16 protein-coding genes are annotated in these 18,324 nt (G+C 73.2%); 6 read left to right on the top strand and 10 right to left on the bottom strand.

Features of this window, described 5'->3' with window-relative positions; all coding sequences use genetic code 11:
- Positions 1-329: 329 nt before the first annotated feature.
- Positions 330-1,241: an NUDIX hydrolase gene (locus D7223_RS19540; protein ID WP_120729836.1), complete on the bottom strand. Its 912-nt coding sequence runs from the start codon at positions 1,239-1,241 to the stop codon at positions 330-332.
- Between the two features lie 468 nt (positions 1,242-1,709).
- Positions 1,710-2,657, bottom strand: coding sequence for an NUDIX hydrolase (locus D7223_RS19535; protein WP_120729835.1), 948 nt, complete (start codon positions 2,655-2,657; stop codon positions 1,710-1,712).
- Positions 2,658-2,801: 144 nt separating this feature from the next.
- On the opposite strand from D7223_RS19535, the gene D7223_RS19530 reads away from it, so the two are divergent.
- Positions 2,802-3,122, top strand: a complete 321-nt coding sequence (locus D7223_RS19530; RefSeq protein WP_120729834.1) for a PspC domain-containing protein — start codon at positions 2,802-2,804, stop codon at positions 3,120-3,122.
- A gap of 7 nt (positions 3,123-3,129) precedes the next feature.
- Here the strand turns inward: D7223_RS19530 and guaA are convergent, their stop codons facing one another.
- Complete coding sequence (gene guaA, locus D7223_RS19525) at positions 3,130-4,686, bottom strand: glutamine-hydrolyzing GMP synthase (protein ID WP_120729833.1); 1,557 nt, start codon at positions 4,684-4,686, stop codon at positions 3,130-3,132.
- A gap of 11 nt (positions 4,687-4,697) precedes the next feature.
- Positions 4,698-5,558, bottom strand: a complete 861-nt coding sequence (locus tag D7223_RS19520; RefSeq protein ID WP_120729832.1) for a bacteriorhodopsin — start codon at positions 5,556-5,558, stop codon at positions 4,698-4,700.
- A 139-nt stretch (positions 5,559-5,697) separates the two neighbouring features.
- Between D7223_RS19520 and D7223_RS19515 the strand changes: the two genes are divergently transcribed.
- The gene (locus D7223_RS19515; RefSeq protein ID WP_158610916.1) at positions 5,698-6,405 is read left to right on the top strand and encodes a bacteriorhodopsin; all 708 of its coding nucleotides are present in this window, start codon (positions 5,698-5,700) and stop codon (positions 6,403-6,405) included.
- On the top strand, positions 6,402-7,505 hold the full coding sequence (locus D7223_RS19510; protein WP_158610915.1) for a Brp/Blh family beta-carotene 15,15'-dioxygenase: 1,104 nt from the start codon (positions 6,402-6,404) through the stop codon (positions 7,503-7,505). The genes D7223_RS19515 and D7223_RS19510 overlap by 4 nt, the downstream gene beginning before the upstream one ends.
- On the opposite strand, the gene D7223_RS19505 is transcribed toward D7223_RS19510, so the two are convergent.
- Complete coding sequence (locus D7223_RS19505) at positions 7,502-9,214, bottom strand: FAD-dependent oxidoreductase (RefSeq protein WP_120729829.1); 1,713 nt, start codon at positions 9,212-9,214, stop codon at positions 7,502-7,504. The two genes, D7223_RS19510 and D7223_RS19505, sit on opposite strands and share 4 nt — an antisense overlap.
- 129 nt (positions 9,215-9,343) lie before the next feature.
- On the opposite strand from D7223_RS19505, the gene D7223_RS19500 reads away from it, so the two are divergent.
- Positions 9,344-10,462, top strand: coding sequence for an LCP family protein (locus D7223_RS19500; protein WP_120729828.1), 1,119 nt, complete (start codon positions 9,344-9,346; stop codon positions 10,460-10,462).
- Between the two features lie 10 nt (positions 10,463-10,472).
- On the opposite strand, the gene D7223_RS19495 is transcribed toward D7223_RS19500, so the two are convergent.
- From D7223_RS19495 to guaB, 4 genes are all read right to left on the bottom strand, one after another.
- Positions 10,473-11,939 (bottom strand): M1 family metallopeptidase, encoded by a 1,467-nt coding sequence (locus tag D7223_RS19495; protein ID WP_120729827.1) that lies wholly within the window; start codon positions 11,937-11,939, stop codon positions 10,473-10,475.
- A 74-nt stretch (positions 11,940-12,013) separates the two neighbouring features.
- On the bottom strand, positions 12,014-13,429 hold the full coding sequence (locus D7223_RS19490; protein WP_120729826.1) for a M1 family metallopeptidase: 1,416 nt from the start codon (positions 13,427-13,429) through the stop codon (positions 12,014-12,016).
- A 50-nt stretch (positions 13,430-13,479) separates the two neighbouring features.
- Positions 13,480-14,598, bottom strand: a complete 1,119-nt coding sequence (locus tag D7223_RS19485; protein ID WP_120729825.1) for a GuaB3 family IMP dehydrogenase-related protein — start codon at positions 14,596-14,598, stop codon at positions 13,480-13,482.
- Positions 14,599-14,629: 31 nt separating this feature from the next.
- Positions 14,630-16,192, bottom strand: coding sequence for an IMP dehydrogenase (guaB, locus tag D7223_RS19480; protein WP_120729824.1), 1,563 nt, complete (start codon positions 16,190-16,192; stop codon positions 14,630-14,632).
- A gap of 174 nt (positions 16,193-16,366) precedes the next feature.
- Here guaB and D7223_RS19475 point away from each other — a divergent pair, with 174 nt between their 5' ends.
- Entirely contained in the window at positions 16,367-16,777 is a 411-nt protein-coding gene (locus tag D7223_RS19475) for a DUF5319 domain-containing protein (RefSeq protein ID WP_120729929.1), read from the top strand.
- Positions 16,778-16,809: 32 nt separating this feature from the next.
- Here D7223_RS19475 and D7223_RS19470 read toward each other — a convergent pair whose 3' ends face one another.
- Positions 16,810-17,628, bottom strand: coding sequence for a helix-turn-helix transcriptional regulator (locus D7223_RS19470; RefSeq protein WP_120729823.1), 819 nt, complete (start codon positions 17,626-17,628; stop codon positions 16,810-16,812).
- 254 nt (positions 17,629-17,882) lie between these two features.
- Between D7223_RS19470 and D7223_RS19465 the strand changes: the two genes are divergently transcribed.
- Positions 17,883-18,287, top strand: a complete 405-nt coding sequence (locus tag D7223_RS19465) for a WhiB family transcriptional regulator (protein WP_120729928.1) — start codon at positions 17,883-17,885, stop codon at positions 18,285-18,287.
- The last annotated feature ends 37 nt before the right edge of the window (positions 18,288-18,324 follow it).

Below are 18,324 nucleotides of genomic sequence, written 5' to 3'. Positions count from 1 at the left end.
ATCACCGGATCGGTGGACCGCCACTCGTGGCGGGCGTCCGGCTGTCTCGTGCCGGACCTCTCTGTGACCCGGCAGCCGTTTTGCGGAGTACACCATCGCACAGGGGAACGGGGGTTGGCGATAGCTGCCGGCGGTACTTATATCTCCCTTAAACCGCGCTAACCGCTCTCTTATTCCCATCTCGGGCTTCATCGCCCGTTTCCTCCATCAACCCCACACCAAATGTACCGGACCTCCGCCCGGTCGGCTCGGTGAGCGGGTATGGCCGGCCTCGATGTCCGGTTCGCGGGCCGGATTGTGTGGTCGGCCCACGCGAGCGCGAACCCGGGTCACCCCAGGTGGGCCCCCCGGACCGCGCGGGCGGCGATCCCGGTCAGCCGCAGGTCGGCGAGTTGGTCCGGAGTGAACCAGGCGGCCCGCGCGGTGGAACCCCCGGCCCGCTCGGTCACCCGCGCCTCGGTGGGTACGTCGACCGCCACCCGGTAGACCACCCGTACGCCGTGCCAGTCCAGCGGGCGTCCCTCCGGTCCCAGCGCGGCGGGGTTGTGCAGGTTGTCCACGTCGATCAGCTCCAGCACGCGGCCCAGTTGCCCGGACTCCTCGACCAGCTCACGCAGCAGCGCGGAAACCGGCTGCTCACCGTGGTCCGTCCCGCCACCGGGCAGGTGCCACTGGCCCGCCCCCGGGTAGCCGTCGGCGATCATGGTCAGAAGCACCCGTTCCGCCGGGTCGGTCACCAGCCCGTACGCGCCGAAGCGCAGCCGCCGATCGGCGGGCGGCTCGGCGAACGGCTCCCGGCGGTCCGGGGCACCCGGCGGCAGCGGGCCCACCGGCAGGTCGAGTGCCTCGGCGGTGAACGGCAGCAGCGGCAGCTCCGCCGCCTCGGCGACGGTCCACCAGCGGGCGAGGTCGCTGGAGCCCTCCCTCTCGTCGCGCAGCGTTCCGCCGACCACGGTGAGATCGAAGATCAGCCGGTCGGTGTGCAGCGCGACCCCGAGGTTGGTGTAACGGACCACATCGGCGACCACCGACCGCAGCCGGGTCGCCGCGACGACGAGTCCGGTCTCCTCGCCGACCTCACGGACCACGGCGTGCGCCGCGTGCTCGGCGTGGTCCAGGCCGCCGCCGGGCAGCGACCACATCCCCGGGAAGTCGGCCAGCGCCGAGTTACGCGTCAGCAGCACCCGCCCCCGGTCGTCCCGCGCCACCCCGTAAGCCCCGACCCGCCGCCGTTCCCGCACCAGTCTCCCCGTCCCACGCCACCCCGTCGCCCACCCCCACGATCTTGCACCCCACCCCCACGATCTTGCACCTCTGCCGGGCATAACGGACACAAGCCGCGTCGCAGCGCCCGCCCCCGCGCCCGCCCCGCCCCCACCCCCGGACCAAGATCCGCGCAAGTTCGGGGAAAGTGCTGCTTCGGGAGCGAGAGAGGCAGCAACATCCCCGAAGTTGCGCGGGTCTCGTAGGCGGGAGCCCCGGTCGCCGCATGACGGACGTCGGGCGCGGGAGGGCACCGGCCCGGATGAGACGGGTTCGGAGTGGAGCACCGCTGGGGAGGCGCAGTCGTGCTCGGCGCCGATCGAGGTGAGTCGCCGGCGGCAAGCCCGGCACCGTCTCATCGCCCGCGCCCAGATCTGGGCTACGGACCGGGCCACATCACCCGTTTTCATGATCGGCGCGGTGGGGCGGGACGCCCGGGGAGGGGGTCAGGTCAGGCGGGCGGCCTGGACGGCTTCGGCGGTCACCTCGGTGAGGCGGTCGGCGGGGAGGGCGCCCAGTTCCTCCCGGCCGAACCAACGGGCCTCGCAGGTGGAGCCGCCGACGTCGGCGACGGTCGGTGGGGCGGGCTGGTCGACGACCACCCGGTAGAAGGCCCGCACGCCGTGCCAGTCGATCGGGTAGCCCTCGGGGCCGAGCGAGGCGGCGTCCCGGTGACTGGCCACCCCGAGCAGTTCGACCAGGCGGCCGGTCTGGCCGGTCTCCTCGACCAGTTCCCGGATCAGCGCCGCGGCCGGCTGCTCGCCGTAGTCGGTGCCGCCACCGGGCAGGTGCCAGCATCCGGCCCCCGGGTAGCCGTCGGAGACCCGGGTGAGCAGGACCCGGTCGTCCGGGTCGGTCACCACCGCGTACGCGGCGAAGCGCTGCGCCCGGTGCAGCCCGTCCGGACCGGGGACGGCGTAGAAGGAGGGGAACTCCGGCGCCTCGTCGGGGACGATGTCGGCCGACGAGGTCGGCAGACCGAGGGCGCGCGCGGTGAACGAGCGGACCGGCAGCTCCCGCGCCTCCGTCGGGGTGAACCAGCGGGCCAGGTCGGTGGGCCGGTCCACCCGGTCGGTGAGCGTCCCGCCCCGTACCGACACCTGGTAGATCAGGCGGTCGGTGTGGATCGTGATGCCCCGCTCGGGCAGCGCCCGCATGTCGGCCAGCACGTCGTGCAGCCCGGCCACGGAGACCGACAGGCCGGTCTCGGCCGCCGTCTCGCGTACGACGGTGTGGTGTGGGTCCTCGCCGTGGTCGACCGCCCCACCGGGCAACGACCACGTGCCGGGGGTGCCGGAGCGCTCCGATGCGCGGACCAGCAACACTCGGCCGACTGAATCAGCACAAACTGCGTATGCCGCGATCCTGCGGAGCGGCTCCAGCAAGGTGGTCACGGGGCCAAATTCTCCCCGCTGCGGGTTACCGAGATCGAAAAGAGTCAGATTCCTGACTCAACGCTCGCGGGTCAGGGACGGGTCAGGGTAGGGATCCGGGCGGTCACCGAGGGCGCCGGGAAGACGTACGCGGACCGTGGAGGTATGACAACCACCACCGCTCCCCAGGCCCCGTACAAGCAGCTCCGCCGACCCACCCACGACCGCATGGTCGCCGGGGTGGCCAGCGGACTCGGCCGCTACTTCGCCGTCGACCCCACCCTGGTCCGGGTGGTCTTCGCGGTCGGCGGTCTGCTCACCGGCGGGCTCGTGCTGCTCGCGTACCCGATCATGTGGTTCCTGATGCCCGAGGAGCCGCCCGGCGCGCCGGCGTGGCCGCACCCGGCGGGCGCCGCGCCACAGCCCACGCCGCCGCCGGCACCGACCACGCCCACGCCCCCGCCGACGGTGCCGCCGACGGCGTGAGCCGGGCTCACTCCCACTCGATGGTGCCCGGCGGCTTGCTGGTCACGTCCAGGACCACCCGGTTGACCTCGGCGACCTCGTTGGTGATCCGGGTGGAGATGCGGGCGACCACCTCGTACGGCAGCCGGGACCAGTCGGCGGTCATCGCGTCCTCGCTGGAGACCGGGCGCAGCACCACGGGGTGCCCGTAGCTGCGCCCGTCACCCTGTACGCCGACGCTGCGCACGTCGGCCAGCAGGACCACCGGGAACTGCCACACGCCCCGGTCGAGGCCGGCGGCGGTCAGCTCGTCGCGGGCGATCAGGTCGGCCCTGCGCAGGATGGCCAGCCGCTCCTCGTCGACCGCGCCGATGATCCGGATGGCCAGGCCGGGACCCGGGAACGGGTGCCGCCAGACCATCGCCTCGGGCAGTCCCAGCTGGAGGCCGAGCGCGCGGACCTCGTCCTTGAACAACGTCCGCAGCGGCTCCACCAGGGCGAACTTCAGGTCCTCCGGCAGACCGCCGACGTTGTGGTGGCTCTTGATGCTGGCGGTGCCGGTGCCACCACCGGACTCCACCACGTCGGGGTAGAGGGTGCCCTGCACCAGGAACTCGACATCACCGTGCGCGGCGACCTCGCGGGCGGCGGCCTCGAAGACGCGGATGAACTCCCGGCCGATGATCTTGCGCTTCTGCTCCGGATCGGTGACCCCGGCCAGCGCGCCCAGGAACCGCTCCCGCGCGTCCACCACCTTCAGCTTGATGCCGGTCGCGGCGACGTAGTCCTTCTCCACCTGCTCGGCCTCGCCCGCGCGCAGCAGACCGTGGTCGACGAAGACGCAGGTCAGCTGGTCACCGACGGCCCGGTGCACGAGCGCGGCGGCGACCGCCGAGTCGACACCCCCGCTCAGGCCGCAGATGACCTCCTTGTCGCCCACCTGGGCGCGGATCCTTGCGACCTGCTCGTCGATGATGTTCTCCGACGTCCAGGTCGGCGCGATACCGGCGATGTCGTAGAGGAAGCGGGTGAGCATCTCCTGGCCGTGCGCGGTGTGCCCGACCTCCGGGTGGAACTGCACGCCGGCCCGGCGGCCGGCCAGGTCCTCGAAGGCGGCGACCGGCGCGCCCGCCGACTCGGCGGTCACCGTGAAGCCCTCGGGCGCCTCGGTGACGCAGTCGCCGTGGCTCATCCACACCGGCAGGTCGGCCGGCAGGTCGCGGAGCAGCACACCCGGTTCGAGGAGGCGGGGGCGTAGCGGGGTGCCGCCGTACTCGCGGTTGCCGGTCCTGGTGACCGTGCCGCCGAGCGCCTGGGCCATCGCCTGGAAGCCGTAGCAGATGCCGAAGACCGGTACGTCCGCGGTGAACATCCCCGCGTCGATCTGCGGGGCACCCGGCGCGTAGACGCTGGACGGGCCGCCGGACAGGATGATCGCGGCCGGGTCCCTGGCGAGCATCTCGGCGACCGGCATGGTGTGCGGGACGATCTCCGAGTAGACCTTCGCCTCGCGTACCCGGCGCGCGATGAGCTGGGCGTACTGGGCTCCGAAGTCCACCACGAGGACGGGGCGGGGCAGGCTCATGGTGGCTGATCCTACCGATCGCGATCGGTCCTCCCCCGGCGGCCGGCGGGTGCCCCGCGGTCGGTGATCCCGCCTCGGGGCAGGGCCACCTCGTCCTCGATGGCCGGGCCGTACCCCTCGGTGGTGCTGACCTTGCGCGCGATGATGCCGAGCAGGACCCCGTACACCACCTTCGAGGTGATGTCCGCCAGCGTGTAGGTGATCTGTCGGGCCACCACGCCGTCGGCGGAGTCCCACATCGCCGGCATCAGGTAGGCGCCCGGGTAGAGCAGCCAGGAGACCACCACGAGCCACCAGACGCCCCGGGCCACCCCTCGGGCGGACTCGGGAAGCCGGGCCAGGTTGCCGAAGATGACCCGGTAGACCAGGGCCAGCAGGACCAGGAAGAAGGCCGTGCTGACCAGGCCCCAGACCCAGAACGGCGCGGAGCGCTCCACCTCGTGGAACTGTCCGGCGTACCCGGTGTAGATCATCGCGAGCCCGCCGGCCACGAAGGCGACCCAGATCTGGTGGAACCGACGGCCGGTCACCCCCATCACGACCAGCAACTGGATCAGCAGGACCGGCACGTCGATCGACCAGTTGACGTACCGGTACCCGTTGGAGAACAGCGTGTCGGACTGGACGAAGGCGGTGCCGTCCCACTGGAAGGCGCTGACCCAGCGCTGGTAGAGCAGGAACAGCTCGAAGAAGGCCGACACCATCACGACGGCGGAGAGCACCGAGGAGAGCCGGTACCGCGGGGCGATCGAGCGGGCGGTGACCAGGAAGTAGACCAACCCGGCGGCCATCACCGCGAAGCCGAGGCTGAGTACGTGGGAGACCAGCGTGTACTGGTCGACGTTGTACGAGAACAGGTTCTCGAAGTTCACTGCCCCGCCTTCCGGTCCGTGGGAGGAGATAAAGCGATTTGTTCCAGAGATCCGTTATGCCTGCCTACCGTAGGCGGCGGGACGGATGCGGAGAGCGGAATTCGCCGGGTCCCCCACCGGAGGCGGAGGAGCGGGTCGGATGACGGGATGGTGGCTCTGGCTGTACGTCACCGCCATGGCGGCCGGCGTCCTGTTCCTCGTCCGCTGGGCGGCCGACCCGCGTGGCGTCCCCCGCGTCGAGTACGCGGTCGCGATCGCCATCCCGTTGTGGTCCGGGCTCTGGTACACCTTCACGGCGCTCGGCGGCGGACGGACCGACGGCGGCGGCCACCCCACCTACTGGACCCGGTACGCGGACTGGGTGGTGAGCGCGTCCCTGCTGCTCGTGGCGTTGGCCCTCACCGCGACGCACGCCCTGCCGAGGCGGCACCCCCCACTCGTCGTCGCGCTGGTCGGCACGAACGTGGTGATGATCCTCAGCGGTCTTGTCGCCGACCTCGCCGACGACGACGTGACCCGCTGGCTGTGCTACACGCTCGGAACGGTCGCCCTGCTGGTGATCTACGCGCTGGTCTGGGGCCCGCTGCACGCCGTGGCGCGCCGCCAACCCGCCGGCCTGCACCACGCCTACCGGGAGGCCGCGCTGCTGCTCAGCGTGCTCTGGATCGGGTACCCGGTGATCTGGTTCGTCAGCCCGACCGGGATCGGCCTGCTCGGCGCCCCCACCGACACCGCGCTCTTCGTCCTGCTCTCCATCGCGTCGAAGGTGGGCTGGGGCATCCTCGACCTCGGCCGGCTCCGGCAACTGTCCGCCCGCGGCGAGCTTCCGATCGCGGCCTCCCGGTGACCACTCCGGTGCCGCCCGGGGCCGCGGCCACCCCCGGCAACGCCGCGTCCACCGCCGGCCACGCCGGACCCACCGCCGGGACCGCCGGTCGGCCCCCGGCGTACCGGCTGCTGGACCGCGCCGGCCTGGTCTCCGCGCTGGTCGTCGCCGCGCTGCTGGCGGGCGCGCCCCTGCTGCACCGGTACGACTTCGGCGCGTCGCCGGCATTCCTGGTCGTGGGCCTGGTCCTCGGCCTGCCGCACGGCGCGGTCGACCACCTGGTCCCGGCCTGGCTCTCCGTCCGGGCGCGTCCACCGTTCGCACGCCTGGCGCTGCCGCTGGCGTACGCGGCCGTGGCGGCGGGGGTGCTCGCGGTCTTCCGGGCGGCCCCCGACCTCGCGCTGCTCGGGTTCCTCGCCGTGTCGGTCGTGCACTTCGGCGCCGCCGACGAGGCGTTCCACGCCGAACGCGACCACCGGCCCGTCCGGTACACCGGGTCGGGGGTGCTCGCCCACGGCGGTCCGCCGGTGGTGCTGCCCCTGCTCCTGCGACCGGACGCCGTCGATCCGCTGCTGGCGGCGGTCGCTCCCGGTGTACCGGCGCTACTCACCACCGAGATCCGGCTGACCGCGGCACTCTGCCTGCTCGTGGCGATCGGCGTCACCCTGCGGCGTGGCGTCCGGGCCGGCCGGCTCCGGAGCGCCGTCGAACCGGTCCTGCTCGTCGCCCTCTTCGCCGCGGTGCCACCCGCGCTGGCGATCGGGGCGTACTTCGCCGGCTGGCACTCGCTGCGACACGTGGCCCGGCTGTTGCACGCCGACCCGGCCAACCACGCCGACCTGACCGCCGGCCGGCTCTCCCCGCCACTGCGTCGCTTCGCCCGGCGGGCGGCGCTGCCCACCCTGGCCGCCTCGGTCTTCCTGGCCGCGCTGGTCGGCCGGCCCGAGCAGCCGGTCGACGCGCTGCCCACCACGATCGCCGTACTGGCGGCATTGACCCTCCCGCACGCCGCGGTCGTCGCCTGGATGGACCGGCGGACCTTCACCGGGAGCCCGGCGCCGGGTGGCGACGCGCCCGCCCGAGGCGTTAGGAGGGGGCCCTTCCTCTACCGGAGGCGTTAGGAAGGGGCCCTTCCTAACCGCAGGGCACCCGGGGCGCCCGGGGGGACCGCCGGGCGGTGGGGTGGCACCGGCTCCAGACGGGTGTACGGCGAGCCGAGTGGCGGCCGCGCGTCCGGCTCGCCCCGGTTGGGCCAGAACGACATCGCCCGCTCCGCCTGCGCGGTGATCGTCAGCGACGGGTTCACCCCGAGGTTCGCCGAGACCGCCGCACCGTCCACCACGTGCAGCCCCGGGTGGCCGTACACCCGGTGCCACGGATCGATCACCCCGTCGGCCGGGGTGGCGCCGATCACCGCGCCGCCCAGGATGTGCGCGGTCATCGGGATGTCGAACGGCTCGGTGAGCGCCCCGCCCGGGGTGCCGCCGATCTCCTCCGCCAGCAGCCGCACCGCCCGGTTGCCGGCCGGGATCCAGGTCGGATTGGGCGCGCCGTGCCCCGGGCCGGACACCAGCCGCCGGCCCAGCGGTCCGCGTCGGAACCGGGTGGTCAGCGAGTTGTCCGCGGACTGCATGACCAGGGCGATCACCGTACGTTCCGACCAGCCACGGACGGACAGCATCCGGGCCGCCAGGCGGGGCTGCCGGACGATCGCGCCCAGCCACCGGCGCACCCGGTGCGGGCCGCCGTCGACCAGCAGCGACTGGAGCAGGCCCATCGCGTTGGAGCCCCGGCCGTAGCGGACCGGCTCGATGTGGGTCTGCGGGTCGGGGTGGAACGAGCTGGTGATCGCCACCCCCTCGGAGTAGTCCGTGCCGGCGGCGCGGGCCCGCTGCCGGGGCACCGAGGCACCGAGGATCGCCTCGGAGTTGGTCCGGGTCAGCTCGCCCAGCCGGGGCGAGAGCCCGGGCAGCGCCCCGGTCGCCCGCATCTCGTGCAGCAGCCGCTGGGTGCCCAGCGCCCCGGCCGCGAACACCACCTGGTCGGCGTGGAGCACCTGGCGCCGCCGGCGCAACCAGGACCCGGTGCGGACGGTGTGCACCTGGTACCCGCCGCCGGCGGCGGGGCGGACCGCGGTCACCGTGGTCAGCGGGTGGACCCGCGCGCCGAGCCGCTCGGCGAGCCACAGGTAGTTCTTGACCAGCGTGTTCTTCGCCCCGTGCCGGCAGCCGGTCATGCACCCGCCGCAGTGGGTGCAGCCGGTGCGCTCCGGCCCGGCCCCACCGAAGTACGGGTCGGCCACCCGCTCGCCGGGCCGGCCGATGTGCACGCCGACCGGGGTGGCGTGGAAGGTCGACCCCACCCCCATCCGGTCGGCCACCGCCCGCATCGCCCGGTCCGCGCCGGTGACCCGGGGGTACGTGGTGACCCCGAGCATCCGTTTCGCCTGGTCGTAGTGGCGGGCCAGCTCGGTGCGCCAGTCGGTGATGTCCCGCCACTGCGGGTCGGCGTAGAAGGCGTCCAGCGGCTCGTAGAGGGTGTTCGCGTAGACCAGTGACCCGCCGCCGACCCCGGCGCCGGAGAGCACCATCACGCCGCCGCCGGTCCGCCGGTCGGCCGGGCGGAGCAGGGTGATCCGTTGCAGGCCGTAGCAGCCGAGCCGGGGCGCCCACAGGAAACGGCGCAGCCGCCACGACGTCTGCGGGAACTCGTCGTCGGCGAACCGCCGGCCGGCCTCCAGCACCCCGACGGCGTAGCCCTTCTCGGCGAGCCGGAGCGCGGTGACGCTGCCGCCGAAGCCGGACCCGATGACGAGCACGTCGTACCGCATGCACGCATCATTACCGGCGGGTAGGCGTTGCGCCAGGGGGACGGTTCGGCGGATCGTGCATGATCCATGCGGCAGCCGCTACCCGATCCCGGTGTCGGAGCGTTGAGTCGGTACGGGAAGGGGGCGGGCATGGTCCGCATAGCGTGGGCGCCACTGCGCCGGCGGTGGCCGGCGCTGGCCGCCGTCGTGGCGGTGCTGGTCGCCGCGGGCGTGGTGGCGATGATCGGGTTGACCGGTGATCGCCCGGAGACGCCGACGGTCACCGGGGCGACCGCGGCGGCGCCGACCGCGTCACCGTCGTCGGCGGCGCCGACCACGCCGCCACCGGGGGCGAGCCTCACCGGGCCGCTGAACCTGCTGCTGGTCGGGGTGGACACCCGGGTCAGCCAGCCCGGCTGGGAGCCGCACGGCGACGCCGTCCTGGTGTTGCACGTGCCGAAGGGCCTGGACCGGGCCTACCTGTTCTCGCTGCCGCGCGACCTGCTGGTCGACATCCCGGCCTTCGCGAAGGCCGGCTACCGGGGCGGGCGGACCAAGCTCACCCACGCGATGAGCTACGGCAGCCGGGTGCCCGGCAAGCCGAAGCAGCCGAGCGCCGCCCAGGGCTACGAGCTGCTGCGCAGCACCGTCAGCGGCTACACCGGGCTGCGGATCGACGCCGGCGCGGTGATCACCTTCGGCGGCTTCGACAAGCTGGTGGACACCCTCGGCGGCGTGGACCTCTACGTCGACCAGCGGGTCGTCTCGCAGCACCGTCGCCCGGACGGCACGCACCGTGACCTGAGGCCGGGCGGCGGCGGGTACGTCGGACCGCAGATGGTGTACGAGAAGGGCGATCGGCACCTCAACGGCTGGCAGGCGCTGGACTACGCCCGCCAGCGCTACGTCACCGGCGGGGACTACACCCGCCAGCGCCACCAGCAGCAACTCGTCAAGGCGCTGGTCAGCAAGATCCTCGACGAGGACCTGGCCCGGCAGCCGGACCGGGTCGAGCAGGTGGTGGCCGCGCTCGGCGACACGCTGATCTATGCCGGCGGCCCGCGCATCGTCGACATCGCGTACGCCCTGGGTGGGATGTCCCCGGACCGGTTCACCGCGGTCGGCCTGCCCGGCGCCGGCGTCGGTCGGGGCAGCGGCTACCAGGGCGAGCAGCTCACCCAGGTCGGCCGGAAGTTCCTCACCGAACTGCGCGCCGGACGGGCCGAGGCGTACCTCGCCGCCCACCCGGAGCTGCGGGTCCGCAACTGAGCGAGGGCGGTCAGAGCGGCTTCGGGCGGTCCGGCCGTTCGGTGCCGTACAACCACGCGTCGAACAGCCCGTCCAGGGACTTGCCGGAGATCTGCTCGGCCAGCGCGACGAACTCCCCGGTGGTCGCGTTGTCGTTCCGCTTCCGCGTCGCCCAGGTCTGGACCAGCTCGAAGAACGTCTTGTCCCCGACGGCCACCCGCAGCGCGTGCACGGTCATCGCACCCCGCTGGTACACCGATTCGCTGAACAGGTTCGCCATCCCCGGCCGGCCCGGCGGCGTACGCCACACCGCGCTCGGTGAGCCGGCGTACGCGCGGTCGAACGCCGCCTGCGCGGTGCCCCCGCCGTCGTGCTCGCCCCACAGCCACTCCGCGTACGTGGCCAGGCCCTCGTTGAGCCAGATGTCCTGCCACTTCGCCAGCGCCACGCTGTTGCCGAACCACTGGTGGGCCAACTCGTGCGCGACGACTCCGGTGTTCTCGCCGCGCCGGAAGAACCCGGCCGAGTAGACCGGCCGGGACTGGGTCTCCAGCGCGTACCGGATCCGTGGATCCGAGACGACGACCCCGCCGTACGCCGCGAACGGGTACGGCCCGAAGACGGTCTCCAGGTAGTCGGCGACCGCGACCGTCTCGGCGATCGACCGGTCCGCGGCGCCCTTCGGGATCGAGGTGGTCACCGCGTGGAACACCGGCCGTCCCTTGTGCTTCTCCTGGGTCAGCCGGAACTTCCCGATCACCACCGTGCTCAGGTAGCTGGCCATCGGGCTGCGCTCCGCCCACTTCCAGGTGGTCCAGCCCTCGGCGGTGCTCTTTCCGTCCGGCACCCCGTTGCTCACCGCGGTCAGCCCGCTCGGGACGGTCACCGCGATCTCGTAGGTGGCCTTGTCCGAGGGGTGGTCGTTGACCGGGAACCAGGTGCTCGCCGACTCGGGCTGGCCCAGGGCGATCGCCCCGTCCGCCGTGTGCAGCCAGCCGCCGACGCCGAGCGCCTCGTTCTCCAGCGGCTCCGGCTTCCCCTCGTACCCGACCTCGACCACGAAGCCGTTGCCCTCGACCAGCCCGGCGGCCGGCGTGACCACCAGCTCGTCGTCGGCCCGGGAGTGCTTGGCCGGCGCCCCGTCCACCTTCACCGACGTGACCGTCAGGCCGGCCAGGTCGAGGTTGAACGCGGACAGGTCGGCGGTGGCGGCGGCCCGCACGGTGGTGGTGCCGGTCAGCCGGTCCTGCGCCGGGTCGTACCGGACCTGGACGGTGTAGTGCGCGACGTCGTACCCGCCGTTGCCGTAGGTCGGGAAGTACGCGTCGCCGACGCCGGGCGCGCCCGGCGTGAACTGGCGGGACGCCTCGGGCGGCGAGGGGCTCGGGGCGGTCGACGCGTTCGACGCGTTCGGCGCCGGCTCGGCCGAGGACCCGCACGCGGTCAGCCCCAGCGCCCCGGTCAGCAGCAGCCCCGTGCTGCGGCGCCACAACGTCATCGCCCTGCCCCTTCCCCGATGTCGACCGTCCCGTGTCGACGCGGGCAGCCTACCCAGCGCCGGTCAACGGTGGGTCACGGCAGGGCGGGAGCGGTCGTCCCGGTCAGCCAGGCGTCCAGGACCGACCGAAGGGGTTCGCCGGCGACCCGCTCGGCCAGCGCGACGAAGTCGTCGGTGGTGCCGGTGCCGTCCCGCCGCTCAAGGGTCCAGGCGCGCAGGATCCGGAAGAAGGCGTCGTCCCCGACGGTACGCCGCAACGCGTGCACGACCAGCGCGCCCCGCTGGTAGACCGCCGAGCCGAACAACCGCGCCCGGCCCGGATCCAGCGCCGGCCGCGACCAGTCGGTCGCCGCGTACTGCCGCTCGAAGCTCGCCTGCGCGGTCCGGCCGCCGTCGTGCTCGGTCCACAACCACTCCGCGTACGTGGCGAAGCCCTCGTTCAGCCAGATGTCGCTCCACCGGCCCAGCGCCACGCTGTTGCCGAACCACTGGTGGGCCAGCTCGTGCGTGACCACGTCCAGGTTGGGCCGGCCACCCCGGAAGAAGCCCGGTCCGTAGACCGGCCGGGACTGCGTCTCCAGCGCGTACCCGACCCGCTCGTCGGTGACCGCCACCCCGCCGTACGAGTCGAACGGGTACGGCCCGAAACGGCTGGCCAGGAAGTCGGCGATCGCGCCGGTGCGGGCCAGCGACCGCTCCTGCGGACTGCCCGCCGGCAGGCTCGCCGGCACCGCGGTCACCATCGGCCGGCCGGCGTGCGTGCCGGTGACCACCCGGTAGTCGCCGATCACCAGGAACGCCAGGTAGCTCGCCATCGGCGTCGCCTCCGACCAGCGCCAGGTGGTCCAGCCCCCGGCGCTGGTCCGCTCCCCCGGCACGCCGCCCGCCAACGCCTCCAGCCCGTCCGGGACGGTCACCTCGACGTCGTACGTGGCCTTGTCGGAGGGGTGGTCGTTGACCGGGAACCAGGTGGCCGCCGAGTAGGGCTGGCCGAGCGCGATCGCCCCGTCGGCGGTGTGCAGGAAGCCGCCGCTGCCGAGCTGGCCGTCGGCCTTCGCGGTGGGCACGCCCGCGTACTCGACCGCGGTGTCGAAATCCCGGCCGGCCGGCAGCCCGGCGCGTGGGGTGACCACCAGTTCGTCGCCGTCACGGCGGAACTCGGCCGGGTCGCCGCCCACGGTGACCGAGGTGACGTCGAGGCCGGCCAGGTCCAGGTTGAACCGGGACAGCCCCTGCGTCGCCGTCGCGGCGATCAGCGCCCGGCCGGTGAGCGCGTCGCTGGCCGGGTCGTACCGCAGGGCCAGGTGGTAGCTCCGCACGTCGTAGCCGCCGTTGCCGCTGCCCGGCACGTACGCGTCACCGAGGTCGGCGCTGCCCGGCCGGAACTCCGCCCGGTCGCGCTCGGCGTGGTCGGTGCAGCCGACCACCACGAGGGCCGCCGCGACGGCCACCGCCAGGGCCGGCCGGAACCGGGGAAGACGACGACGCACCGGTCGAGCCTAGCGGCGCGACCGGTGCGTGCGCGGATGCTTCCCGCCGGTCAGCGGTCCAGGACCAGGCCGACCTTCTGGAACTCCTTGAGATCGCGGTAGCCGCACTTGGCCATCGCGCGGCGCAGGCCACCGAAGAGGTTGAGCTGGCCGTCCGGCTCGTCGGCCGGGCCGAAGAGCAGTCGCTCCATCGAACCGAGCGGCTCACCGGCCACCTCGAAGGCGCCCCGGGGCAGCGACGGGTGGCTGGCGGCGGAGTGCCACCAGGCGCCACCGGCCGGCGCCTCGGCGCACAGCGACAGCGGCTCGCCGAGCATCACCGCGTCGGCACCGCACCCGAGCGCCTTGGCGATGTCCCCGGAGGTCTGCATGTCGCCGTCGGCGATCAGGTGCACGTAACGGCCGCCGGTCTCGTCGAGGTAGTCCCGGCGGGCGGCCGCGGCGTCCGCGATGGCGGTCGCCATCGGCACCCGGATGCCGAGCACCGACTCGGTGGTGGACCAGTCGTCGCCGCCGATGCCGACGATGACGCCCGCCGCGCCGGTCCGCATCAGGTGCAGCGCGGTCTTGTAGTCGGTGCAGCCGCCGACGATGACCGGCAGGTCGAGGTCGGCGATGAACTCCTTGAGGTTCAGCGGCTCGTCGGTGGTCGAGACGTGCTCGGCGGAGACGATGGTGCCCTGGATGACCAGGATGTCCACACCGGCGTCCAGGATCACCGGGGCCAGCGTCAGGGTGTGCTGCGGGGACACCCGCACCGCCACGGTGCCGCCGCCGGCACGCAGCTCGCGCACCCGCTCGGCGATCAGGTCGGGGCGGATCGGCTCGGCGTACACCTCCTGGAGGCGCTTGGTCGCGCGGGCGTCCTCGCCCAGCCCGGCCAGCTCCTCCAGCACCTTCGTCGGGTTCTCGTAGCGGGTCCACAGACCCTCGACGTTGAGCACGCCCAGCCCGCCGAGCTGACCGAGCCGCACCGCCGAACCCGGGCTCATCGTCGCGTCCGACGGGTGGCCGACGCACGGGATGCCGAACTGGTACGCGTCGAGCTGCCAGCCGGTGGAGACGTCGTCGACGTCCCGGGTGCGGCGGCTCGGCACGATGGCGATGTCGTCCAGGTGGTAACCGCGCTGCGCGGTCTTGCCCAGCCCGATCTCGACCACGTCACGCATGGGGGACTCCAGGTGGTTGGGGGTGGTGGGGTCAGCGGGTGTGGTAGTTGGGCGCCTCGACGGTCATCTGGATGTCGTGCGGGTGGCTCTCCTTGAGCCCGGCCGCGGTGATCCGGATCAGCTGGCCCCGGTGGTGCAGGTCGGGGATGTTCTCCGCACCGGCGTACCCCATCGCCAGGCGCAGCCCGCCGACCAGCTGGTGGGCCACCCGGGACAGCGGCCCCCGGTAGGGCACCTGACCCTCCACGCCCTCCGGGACCAGCTTGTCGTCGCTGAGCACGTCCTGCTGGAAGTAGCGGTCCTTGCTGTACGACTTGGCCTGGCCCCGGGACTGCATCGCGCCGAGCGAACCCATGCCGCGGTACGCCTTGTACTGCTTGCCGTTGACGAAGATCAGCTCGCCGGGGCTCTCCTCGCAACCGGCCAGCAGACTGCCGAGCATCACCGTGTCGGCACCGGCCACCAGGGCCTTCGCGATGTCGCCCGAGTATTGGATGCCACCGTCGCCGATCACCGGCACGCCGGCCGGGCGGGCGGCCCGGGCCGCCTCCATGATCGCGGTCACCTGCGGCACGCCGACCCCGGCGACGATCCGGGTGGTGCAGATGGCACCCGGCCCCACGCCCACCTTGACGCCGTCGGCACCGGCGTCGACCAGTGCCTTCGCGCCGGCGTAGGTGGCCACGTTGCCGCCGACGACGTCGACCGTCACGTCCTTCTTGAGCCGGCGGACCATCTCCAGCACGGCCCGCTGGTGGCCGTGCGCGGTGTCCACGATCAGCACGTCGACGCCCGCGTCGACCAGGGATCGAGCCCGCTTGTAGGCGTCCTCGCCCACCCCGATGGCGGCGGCGACCCGGAGCCGGCCGGCGTCGTCCTTGCTGGCGTCCGGGTACTGCTCACTCTTGGTGAAGTCCTTCACCGTGATCAACCCGCGCAGCCGGCCCGAGTCGTCCACGATCGGCAGCTTCTCGACCTTGTGCTGGCGCAGCAGCGCCAGCGCGTCGTCCTTGCTGACCCCGACCGGGGCGGTGACCAGCGGCGTCCGGGTCATGATCGAGTGGACCGGGGTGGCCGGGTCGGAGACGAACCGCATGTCGCGGTTGGTGACGATGCCGACCAGTTGGCCGTCCCGGTCGACCACCGGCACGCCGGAGATGCGGTACCGCCCGCACAGCTCGTCGACCTCGCGGAGGGTGTCCTCGGGGCTGGCCGTCACCGGATTGGTGATCATGCCGGACTCGGAACGCTTGACCAGGTCGACCTGGAGCGCCTGGTCCTCCGCGGAGAGGTTGCGGTGCAGGACGCCGATGCCGCCCTGGCGGGCCATGGCGATCGCCATCCGGGCCTCGGTCACGGTGTCCATCGCGCTGGACAGCAGCGGGATGGACAGCTCCACGTTGCGGGTCAGCTTCGTCCGGGTGTTGACCCGGCTGGGGACGACGTCCGACTCGCCCGGCTGGAGCAGCACGTCGTCGAAGGTCAGACCGAGGGGCACCACCCGGGCCGAGCCGGCGGGCAGCTCCGGCAGGTGGCCGCCCAGCTCGCCGTTGTCGACGCCGGCCGGAAGATCGGTGCTGGGCGAAATTTCCACTATTGCTCCCCTGAGCTGCTCGGTCGGGCTTCAGCGAGGTGGCGCGGCGGGCACCGGAACGCGCCGGCCTACGGCGCGTCGTCCCATCGTACCCAGTGGCCCTCCCGCCTCCCGCCGGTGGCGGGGCAGGTCACCGGGCAGGCGTCGGTGAGGCGTTGGGTCTACGGTGAGGGGGTGCACGACGAGCCCATCGACCCGTTCAACGGCGACCCCGCCGACCCATCGGCGGGGCTGCACGATCCCGGCGACGAACCCCTCGACCCGTTGACCGACGTCGAGCGGCAGGACGTGCTGGAGGACCTGGCCGACCTGGAGATCTACCAGGCGCTGCTGGCCCCGATCGGCGTACGTGGACTGGTCATCGACTGCGAGGACTGCCGCGAGCCGCACTACTTCGACTGGGACCTGCTCCGGGGCAACCTGCGGCACCTGCTCAGCTCCGGCCGCCCCCGGGTGCACGAACCGGCGTACGACCCGGACCCGGACCACTACGTCACCTGGGACTACGCGCGCGGCTACGCCGACGGGGTGCACGACACGCTGACCGAGAACGCCGACGAGGAGCCCGGCGAGCGCGGTCGCTGACCCGCCTCGGGTCGCTCCGCGGGCGGCGGCGTTCAGGCGACCAGACCGGCCCGGAAGCCGGCGGCGACCGCGTGCGCCCGGTCGCGTGCGCCGAGCTTGCGGAAGAGCCGTCGGGCGTGGGTCTTGACGGTGTCCTCCGACACGAACAACTCGCGACCGATCTCGGCGTTGCTCTTGCCCTCGGCCATGCCGAGCAGTACCTGCAACTCCCGCTCGGTGAGCCCCACCGCGGCGCGACCGGTGCGCCCGGCGGCCGCGGTCCGGGTCCCGCCCGTCGCCGGTTCGGGCTCGCCCGCCGGGTCGGCCGGGTCGTCGCCCCGCTGCACCGGCACCACCGCCGGGATGCCGCCCCCGCCGTCGGCGGGGCCCGCCGACCAGGACGTCGACTCGGCCGACGACCGCTTCGGCGGCGTGGCGCGGGCCGCGCCGCCGACCGTCGCGGTGTCCCGCGCCGGGTCGGTGATCCGGGGGCGGTTGGCCCGGCCCGGCGAGGACAGCAGCAGCAGCGCCTTGGCGACCGCGCTGGTCAGGTCGTGGTCGGCGCCCTGGATGAGGCCCCGGGCGCCGGCGTTGATGGTGGCCGCGGCCGCCTCGGACTCCTCGGTGCCGAGCAGCACCACGGCGGCCTGCGGCGCGCGGGCGAGCACCCGCCGGACGAAGCCGGCGCTGTCCGGCCGGGTGAGGGCCGTGTCGGCGAGCACCACGTCGGCCGGGCGCTCGGCCAGTCGCAGCATCACCTCCGGATCGGAGACGGCCGTCCGTACGACCGCGGACAGCCCCAGCCGCGCCGCGGCGGAGGTAAGGTGCTGCGCCGCCAATGGGGTCCGAACGCACACGAGAACCGTACGCACAGTGGGTCTCCTCTCCGCCAACGAGCAGACCATGGTCGGGTGCGCTCGGGAGGAGGTTCGGAGCAATCCTTCGAACTTTTCCGACATCTGGGGCATATGCCGCGATTTGTTCGAGGTTTTCGATCACAGACGTGTGAGTGCCGAATCCCGGGGGTACCGAGGGTCTCAGGCCGGAAACGGCGCGCCTGCGCGGACCGCCGCCCGGACGCCGGTTCACATGATCTCCGCGGTGCCGCGCGGAAGGAGGGGTGCTGATGTCGAACGTACGTAGGCTGCCCGGACCCATCGTCGATCTCTGGGACTGGCAGCGTCTCGGTGCCTGCCGGGGTCGCGACAGCGCTCAGTTCTTCCACCCCGACGGCGAGCGGGGCTCGTCCCGGCTACGGCGGGAGTCCGGTGCCAAGTCGGTCTGCCGGGCCTGCCCGGTGCGGGCCGAGTGCGCCGCGCACGCCCTCGCCGTACGCGAGCCGTACGGCGTCTGGGGTGGCTTCAGCGAGTCCGAGCGGCTTCGTCTGCTGGCCCTGGGCTGGGAGGACGTCGCCGATCGCCGGCAGAGCCGGGTCGACGTGGCGCGCCTGGAGGCCCGCCTGGGCCGCCCGCACAAGTCGACCGTCCCGGACCAGCGCAAGTCCGTCCCGGATCAGCGCAAGGTCGCCTAACCTCTTCCCGAAGACATTCACCGGCGCCGCGCCCCAT

This window comes from Micromonospora endolithica (assembly GCF_003626595.1).
In the GTDB taxonomy this organism is placed as follows: Bacteria; Actinomycetota; Actinomycetes; order Mycobacteriales; family Micromonosporaceae; genus Micromonospora; species Micromonospora endolithica.
This window is presented reverse-complemented; position numbering and strand designations above follow the sequence as displayed.

Excerpts from the sequence above, each read along its gene's own strand:
- D7223_RS19505 (WP_120729829.1), bottom strand. The coding sequence starts at position 9,214 with ATGCGGTACGACGTGCTCGTCATCGGGTCCGGCTTCGGCGGCAGCGTC.
- D7223_RS19465 (WP_120729928.1), top strand. The coding sequence starts at position 17,883 with ATGTCGAACGTACGTAGGCTGCCCGGACCCATCGTCGATCTCTGGGAC.
- D7223_RS19530 (WP_120729834.1), top strand. The coding sequence starts at position 2,802 with ATGACAACCACCACCGCTCCCCAGGCCCCGTACAAGCAGCTCCGCCGA.
- D7223_RS19485 (WP_120729825.1), bottom strand. The coding sequence starts at position 14,598 with ATGCGTGACGTGGTCGAGATCGGGCTGGGCAAGACCGCGCAGCGCGGT.
- guaA (WP_120729833.1), bottom strand. The coding sequence starts at position 4,686 with ATGAGCCTGCCCCGCCCCGTCCTCGTGGTGGACTTCGGAGCCCAGTAC.
- D7223_RS19500 (WP_120729828.1), top strand. The coding sequence starts at position 9,344 with ATGGTCCGCATAGCGTGGGCGCCACTGCGCCGGCGGTGGCCGGCGCTG.
- D7223_RS19515 (WP_158610916.1), top strand. The coding sequence starts at position 5,698 with ATGACGGGATGGTGGCTCTGGCTGTACGTCACCGCCATGGCGGCCGGC.
- D7223_RS19495 (WP_120729827.1), bottom strand. The coding sequence starts at position 11,939 with ATGACGTTGTGGCGCCGCAGCACGGGGCTGCTGCTGACCGGGGCGCTG.